A 6873-nucleotide genomic window follows, 5' to 3' on the forward strand; every position below is an offset into this window, starting at 1 on the left:
AAAAAAATCTCTCATCCTATGGAACAATTATACAAGCTGTAACTTCTTGGAATTAAAAAGATGCTTTTATTAGCAGTTTAATCGTTTAAACTCACTAACTCCCCACTTTTAAGCTTTGCTATCTTACCGCGGAATTTTCGAATGTAAAAAGCTTTTTCTTCAAAACTTATATTTGAGGCGATATTTACTTTTTTAAGTTCACGCTCATAATACCTTGTCAAAAAAGTAATGAGTTCTGCGTTGAGAGCCTCTTCACTCTCAAGTGAACTGATACTATCATCTACCATGATTGCCATCACTTCTGATGACTCTTTATCTCCAGCTATTGCTCTTGCAAACTCATGTGAATGAAATTGCAATACATTTGGCTCAATGACATCTAAAATCTGCTCAATAAACTCAGGATGTTCAAGAACAGTTTTTATGAGTGTAAGCTCCCACATATCTCGATACGTGTTTTTCTGCATCAGTGGGGCATTTTTATCTACTGCGTTTGAGTGTGTATTTAGTTTTAAAAGTGAAGGAGAAACACCAAGTCCACCAAGCCGTGAAGCAAGATAAGTTTTATACTCTTCTTGTAAAATTGGGGAGAGTGTTTTTAAGTACGCTATACCCTCTTGCATACAAGCTTCTTTGGCTTTTGGGTCTTTGAGATTATACAGTACAAGTATCTCATCGAGTACAAATTCTATGAAAGGTTTTGCCTCGCGAAACATCCGACTCAGCTCTTCTACTCTGCCATCTTTAACCATGTCAGCTGGATCAAGTCCACCACCAAAAACAACCACTCCACCATTAAAACCAGAAGCACTGAGAATTTTTGAAGCTTTGAGTGCTGCTGCGCGTCCAGCTTTATCGCCATCATACGCCATGACAACACGAGGAGAACCTTTACGTAAAAGAGGAAGATGCTCATGGGTTAGTGCTGTTCCAAGCGTTGCTACAGCATTATCAAAACCTGCTTGATGTAACATAATAACATCAAGATAGCCCTCTGTTATGATGATTTCTTGTTTTTTATGAAGGGCTTGTTTTGCTAAATGATAGGCATATAAAAGACGAGACTTATTAAAAAATGCTGTCTCAGGAGAGTTCACATATTTTGCTTGATGTCCAGTAATAGTTCGCCCACCAAAACCAACAATACTGCCATTTGCCGAATGAATCGGAAAAGTAATACGTTCTATGAAACGTGCATAGGTTTGATTTCTCTCTTGATTGTAGCCGACTACACCCATATCCACAGCTTCTTTGATACTAAACTGCTGAGAACGAATATAATTGAGTGTTGCGTTTGAGTCAGGAGCGTAGCCTATACCAAACTTTTCAATACTACTCTCAAAAATCCCACGCTCTTTAATGTAGCTCATCGCAGTTTGATGACTTGTTAAAAGCGTTTGGTACCATTCATTGAGTTTATCCATAACTTGTGAGCGTGGTTTGTTATGTTTGTTATCTGTGTGTGTGAGTATGAAGTTATAAGAATCTGCCAGTTTCTCCAAAGCTTCTGGATAATTAAGCTTTTCATACTCCATAACAAACTTGACACTATCGCCACCAGCCCCACATCCAAAACAGTGATATATCTGTTTTTGTGGACTCACAACAAAAGAGGGAGATTTTTCATCATGAAATGGACAGGGTGCTTTGAAGTTTCCTCCTGCTTTTTTCAATTCTATATAAGAACCTACAACATCAACAATGTCAAGTCGAGCTTTTAAGGCTTCTATGGAATCTTGCGCAATCATAGGCGAATTATACTCATAACTCTATTAAAATTTCATATGCTATGAATCACAAAAAAACTAGGGTATGCGCCTATAATACATTTTACATAATTGACATCTATCTCAGCAGCTAAACTCATACTTGCTACTCCTCTTCAAAGAGTGGATTACCCTCTTTTTTATGCCATTTTACAATGTACTTCCATGCTTCCTCTGCATTATCTACAAAGGTAAAAATCTTCAAATCTTCTGGGGCAATCACACCCTCTTCTTGTAAAAAGTCAAAATTTATCGCTTTTTCCCAGTAGCTTTTTCCGACAAGCACAACCGGCATTTTATGTGTTTTTCCTGTTTGAATAAGGGTTAGCGTTTCAAAAAGCTCATCAAAGGTACCAAAACCTCCAGAATAAACAACAAGGGCTTTTGCCCGTCCTAAAAAATGCATCTTTCTTGTTGCAAAATAATGAAATTGAAAACAGAGTTCAGGTGAAATGTAAGGGTTTGGAAACTGTTCATGCGGTAGATGAATATTTAGACCTATACTCTTTGCACCAACATCATAAGATCCTCTGTTTGCTGCTTCCATGATTCCAGGACCACCACCGGTAATCAGGGTAACACGACAATCATCTACTCTTTTACCACTCTTTCCTACGAGTCTACCAAATGCACGTGCATCATCATAATAGATACTTTTACCAACCATACGTTCTGCGATGTAAAGCTCACGCAAAAGTGATCTATCTTCACTCTTTTTCTCTAAATCTTCTTGTACCGCTTTCAATCTTTTAAGTGCCGTTTGACGCTCAACAATACGAGCACTTCCAAAAACAACAATAGTATGCTCAATCCCAAGTTCATTCATCTTCAACTCAGCTTTGAGATAATCAAGCTCAAGACGAACAGAACGTGCTTCGGAGGATTCTAAAAAATCTTCATCTTTTATCGCCAATCGATAAGAGGGTGAATTTTTTATCTCTTGAATAAGTTCCAACGCTTTAGGGTCTTCCTCTTCAAGCTTTGGATGTTCCCAAGGGAGGGTAGTTTTTTGTGCTTTTTTCATCATTAACCTTTCAAATTAGATACTATTATTTAACTATAAAATAATTTATTACAGAGCTTCTACACTATAAATTCGACCATTTCTCTTGACGATACGTACTCGTTCACCATTAGAAAAATTCTTTCCTTTTGTAATGACTACAACTCTTCTTCCACTATCAAGAACTACACCCAATTCCAAAGCATTTGCTTTATTTATTTCATTTCCTACGTATGCACCACCCAATCCACCTACTAGAGTAGCTAGGGCATTTCCATTCCCTCTACCGACCATAGATCCAAGAACCACTCCGGAAATTGCACCGATAAATGTCCCATTACCATTATCTTTTACAACAACAGGCTTCATATATTCTATCGTTCCTATCTCGTAATTTAATTCATAATTAAGGGCATTCGCATCAACTTCAGTGACACCCCTCGACGCACATCCACTAAAATATAGAACCAATAACATAGATAAAAATATCTTCATAAACTCTCCTTTTTATTTATTTGATAATCACGACTGCAGCCAAACTTTAAACAGTTTGGCAAAGCTTTAGCATTTATAAAAGCTTCCATATTCTGTAAAGAAATTTGCATGATACGGATAAGGGCTTCTTGCGTATAATATGCCATATGTGGTGTATAAAGCAGGTTCTTTTGCCCAATATATTTTGTATCATGAATTACATCCAAACAAAAAATATTTTCCATCTTTTCATACAAGCTATCTTCAATAATTTCTCCACGAGCAACATTTACTATTATTGTCTCTTTTTTTATCTCTTTCATATTGCGTTCATTGAGTAAATTTTTAGTAGAACTAGTAAGAGGTAGTGCAATCATAAGAATGTCACTTTGACGTAAAACATCTTCTATATTTGATGAAAAATCAATCCCAAGTTCATCAACTATAAGTGTTCTTGTTCGTGAGTATGCCATAAGATGCATACCAAATCCCTTGCCAATCCTTGCCATTTGAGAGCCTATAGTACCAAGGCCTAAAATACCAAGACACTTTGAAAAAAGCTCCATACCTTTTAAATCATGATAAGTAAAATTGTTCTTTTTACTTCTTTGTAGAGCAACATTCGTCTTCCTTGTAGCATTTAAGAGAAGCGAAAATGCAAACTCGGCAACAGCGGGACCGCCATAACCCACTACATTAGAGGCAAGTATCTTACGTTGATAGAGCATCTCACATTTTATATGCTCATAACCCGTTGAACGTGTTTGCAAATAGCGTAAATTTGGTAGTTTCTCTAAAACCTCATCACTCACCTTCGAATGAATAAAAATAGAAACAGCATCATAATCATACTCTTTATCTAAAACTTCGTTGATAGTTTGAGAGAAGAAAAAAAGCTCTTGATTAGGTAAGTGCTCTTGAAAAAAAAGTTTCTCTTCTTGTTTTATCTCAAAAAATGCAATTTTCATAATAACCCCTTAGATGTGCAAGATTTTTTCTAGCTTCCCTATATTTTCTAGTGTTTTTAAAACACTATCAGGATTTAAACTCATAGAGTCAATACCAAGTCGTACAAGATACTCAGCCATTTCAGGATAATCAGAAGGCGCTTGCCCACAGATACCACTGTGACGAGCATTGCGTTTACATCCTTCTACTGCAAGGCGTATCATCTCTTTGACACCTTCATCCCGCTCGTCATAGTCAAAGGCAACGATTTCACTGTCACGATCAACTCCAAGCGTGAGTTGTGTAAGATCATTACTTCCGATGCTAAATCCATCAAATATTTTACTAAACTCATTAATAAGGATAACATTATTTGGTATTTCACACATTACATAAACTTCTAAACCATTCTCACTGCGTTTAAGTCCATATTTTGCCATTGTGTCTATGACTCGCCTGCCCTCATCAACTCTGCGACAAAAAGGAATCATCAAGATGACATTATCAAATCCCATTGCATCACGCACGCGCTTCATAGCTGCACACTCTAAGGCAAAACCCTCTTCATAGTTTGGATGCGCATACCTTGAAGCACCACGAAAGCCTATCATAGGGTTATCTTCTTGTAGTTCAAACGCAGCGCCACCAAGAAGTGTTGCATACTCATTTGATTTAAAGTCACTCATACGTACTACACATGGTTTTGGGTAGACTGAGGAAGCTATGGTTGCTACACCTTCAGAAAGAGTTTTAACAAAAAAGTCCTCCATAAAGTCATACGCCTGTGTCAGTTCTTCAAGTTTTGCTCTCGTCTCTTTATCAACACGTTCAGGATGTTTGAGTGCCATAGGGTGTGCTTTTATATATTCATTAATGATGAACTCCATTCTTGCCAAACCTATGCCATCCACAGGCAGTGAAGCAAGAGAAAAAGCAATATCAGGGTTTCCAAGATTCATCATTATTTTTGTTTTTGTTTTTGGGAGGTTGCTCAAGTCTGTTTTGATTATCTCAAAATCTAAAAGCCCCTCATACACATGCCCTTCTTCTCCCTCGGCACAACTCACCGTTACCGTATCAGCATCTTGAAGCACTTGCGTAGCATTATCACACCCTACAATAGCAGGGATTCCAAGCTCACGTGAAAGGATTGCTGCATGACAAGTTCTTCCACCTTTGTTTGTTATGATAGCCGAGGCAATTTTCATGATCGGTTCCCAATCAGGATTTGTTGTATCAGCAACAAGCACCTCTCCTTCTTTAAAAGTATTTAGCTCTTTTACACTCTCTATGTAACGTACCTTTCCTTGTCCTATTTTTGTACCAATTGCTTGACCAGTTACTAGAAGTTTTCCTGTTTCTTTTAAATGATAGATCTCAAGCACATTACCTTTTTTCTGAGATTCTACTGTCTCAGGACGTGCCTGTACCATATAGAGTTTACCATCTATGCCATCTTTTGCCCACTCCATATCCATAGGTTTGTCAAATCCAGCTTTTTGTGAGTAATGATTTTCAACTTTTATGGCATAATCAGCCAGTATCATGACCTCATCATCACTGATACAAAAGTGGCTCTGTTCTTCTTTTGTTGTCGGGATATTTTTTGTATATTCTACAACGATATTGTCAAGATTTATCGTATCTGTAAATATCATTTTTTTCTCTTTAGAACCTAAAGAGCGTTTTAAAACTGTTCTATACCCTTTGTTGAATGTTGGTTTATGAACGTAAAAACTATCTGGATTAATAGCGCCTTGCACGACATTTTCACCAAGTCCTAATGCTGCGTTTATAAAGACCACATCTTTAAAACCTGTCTCCGTATCAAGAGAAAACATAACCCCACTTGCACCTTTATCGCTACGAACCATTTTCATAACAACCACAGAGAGATAGACTTTTAGGTACTCAAAATTATTGTCATATTTATAGTGGATAGAACGGTCAGTAAAGTTTGAGGCTAAACATCTTCTATAAGCATCTAAGAGTTCATCTGCGTTTGAGATGTTAAGATAAGTATCATTTTGCCCGGCAAAAGAGGCTTCAGGAGAGTCTTCAGCTGTAGCGGAAGAGCGTACAGCCATGGAGAAGTTTTCGCCATACTCCTCTTTAAGTTTGGCATAGGCATTTAAAATATCTGCTTTTAAATCTTGAGGAATTTCACAATTATAAACAATCTCTCTACACTTTTTTCCTGCTTTTTGGAGTGCATCGACATCATTCACATCTAAGGTATCAAGCTCTTGATGCAACTTTTCCCAAGCACCATTTTTATCTAAGATATACCTATACGCAGTTGATGTAATCGCAAAACCATTAGGAACGCGTACACCTTCATTCGTTAGATTTTGATACATCTCTCCAAGAGAGGCATTTTTCCCGCCTACTTCGGCAACATCATCTATTCCTATTTCATTAAAGCATTTGATATTTGACATTGTTTACTCCAATATGTACATCTTATACAAATTATACTCCTTAAATCGTAAACCATACAACTTAATAACTTTAACTTATTTAATGATATTAATTATCATAATATATTACAAAGTAAATTTTGGCTTAATGAAAAATACTGGGGTCTGAATAATCATTTTTTCTTATAACTTACTAAATAATCATCGACCATCTTTAGCTTTAAACTTTTAGTAAATCCATTATGTATTTTCAATAGTTTTT

5 protein-coding genes are annotated in these 6873 nt (G+C 36.7%); all 5 read right to left on the minus strand.

Annotated elements, in window-relative coordinates:
* Nucleotides 1-77: 77 nt before the first annotated feature.
* The 5 genes from dnaG to ppsA all read right to left on the minus strand — a co-directional run bounded on the left by dnaG (nucleotide 78) and on the right by ppsA (nucleotide 6632).
* Nucleotides 78-1748 carry a DNA primase gene (gene dnaG, locus MV052_RS01615; RefSeq protein WP_297440331.1) on the minus strand — a complete coding sequence of 557 codons (1671 nt, stop codon included), beginning with the start codon at nucleotides 1746-1748 and terminating at the stop codon, nucleotides 78-80.
* A 124-nt stretch (nucleotides 1749-1872) separates the two neighbouring features.
* On the minus strand, nucleotides 1873-2790 hold the full coding sequence (locus MV052_RS01620; RefSeq protein ID WP_297440332.1) for a TIGR00730 family Rossman fold protein: 918 nt from the start codon (nucleotides 2788-2790) through the stop codon (nucleotides 1873-1875).
* Between the two features lie 48 nt (nucleotides 2791-2838).
* Nucleotides 2839-3246, minus strand: a complete 408-nt coding sequence (locus tag MV052_RS01625; protein WP_297440335.1) for a glycine zipper 2TM domain-containing protein — start codon at nucleotides 3244-3246, stop codon at nucleotides 2839-2841.
* A gap of 14 nt (nucleotides 3247-3260) precedes the next feature.
* Nucleotides 3261-4211 carry an NAD(P)-dependent oxidoreductase gene (locus tag MV052_RS01630; protein ID WP_297440337.1) on the minus strand — a complete coding sequence of 317 codons (951 nt, stop codon included), beginning with the start codon at nucleotides 4209-4211 and terminating at the stop codon, nucleotides 3261-3263.
* A gap of 9 nt (nucleotides 4212-4220) precedes the next feature.
* Entirely contained in the window at nucleotides 4221-6632 is a 2412-nt protein-coding gene (gene ppsA / locus MV052_RS01635; protein ID WP_297440339.1) for a phosphoenolpyruvate synthase, read from the minus strand.
* Between the last annotated feature and the right edge of the window lie 241 nt (nucleotides 6633-6873).

The sequence above is a fragment of the Sulfurimonas sp. genome (assembly GCF_026988655.1).
GTDB lineage: Bacteria > Campylobacterota > Campylobacteria > Campylobacterales > Sulfurimonadaceae > Sulfurimonas.